Raw genomic sequence first — 575 nt, forward strand, 5'->3', positions numbered from 1 at the left:
CAAAACGACCTACTTACATACGTGTACCAGTCTGAATCACGAGGTCAGAAGGCCATAGACTCAAAGTTTCCAAAGGGACTCCCAAATTCAACACTTGTGACGGACAGGCATCAGAGTTACTTCAATATGACTGTTAAGGACCATCAGGTCTGTCTGGCTCATCTCCTCAGGAATGCAGAATATCTGAACGAACTGGATCCGAGTCAGGACTGGTCACGAAGATTCGTTCATCTAATAGAGCACTCTATAAATATCAGAAAGGAAGACCGCATTACCTATAGAAAGATAAAGGTGCTGAAGACAAAGATGAAGAATCTCTTGGGTGAAAGTCTCACACATCTTGATAACGAGTTTGAGAAATTCAAGAGAGGCATCCTTAAAGTCCAGGATTATCTATTCACCTTTCTATCCGATTCGAACGTTCCTTACGACAACAATGCCAGTGAGCGGGGAGTTAGGAAAATCAAGATAAAGCAGAAGGTCAGCGGTTGCTTCCGAACTGACAGCGGTGCCGATGATTTTGCCAAGTTACACTCCATCGTAGAAACTGCCATGAAGAACGGAAATTCTAAATA

Annotated in this window: 1 protein-coding gene; it reads left to right on the forward strand. The window is 43.1% G+C overall.

Going from position 1 to position 575, the window contains the following annotated elements; translation table 11 throughout:
- Positions 1–21 precede the first annotated feature (21 nt).
- Positions 22–575 (forward strand): IS66 family transposase (locus KM934_RS12945; protein WP_317192678.1); only part of this gene is annotated, 554 nt, incomplete at its 3' end.

This window comes from Hallella faecis (assembly GCF_018789675.1).
GTDB classification, from domain to species: Bacteria; Bacteroidota; Bacteroidia; order Bacteroidales; family Bacteroidaceae; genus Prevotella; species Prevotella faecis.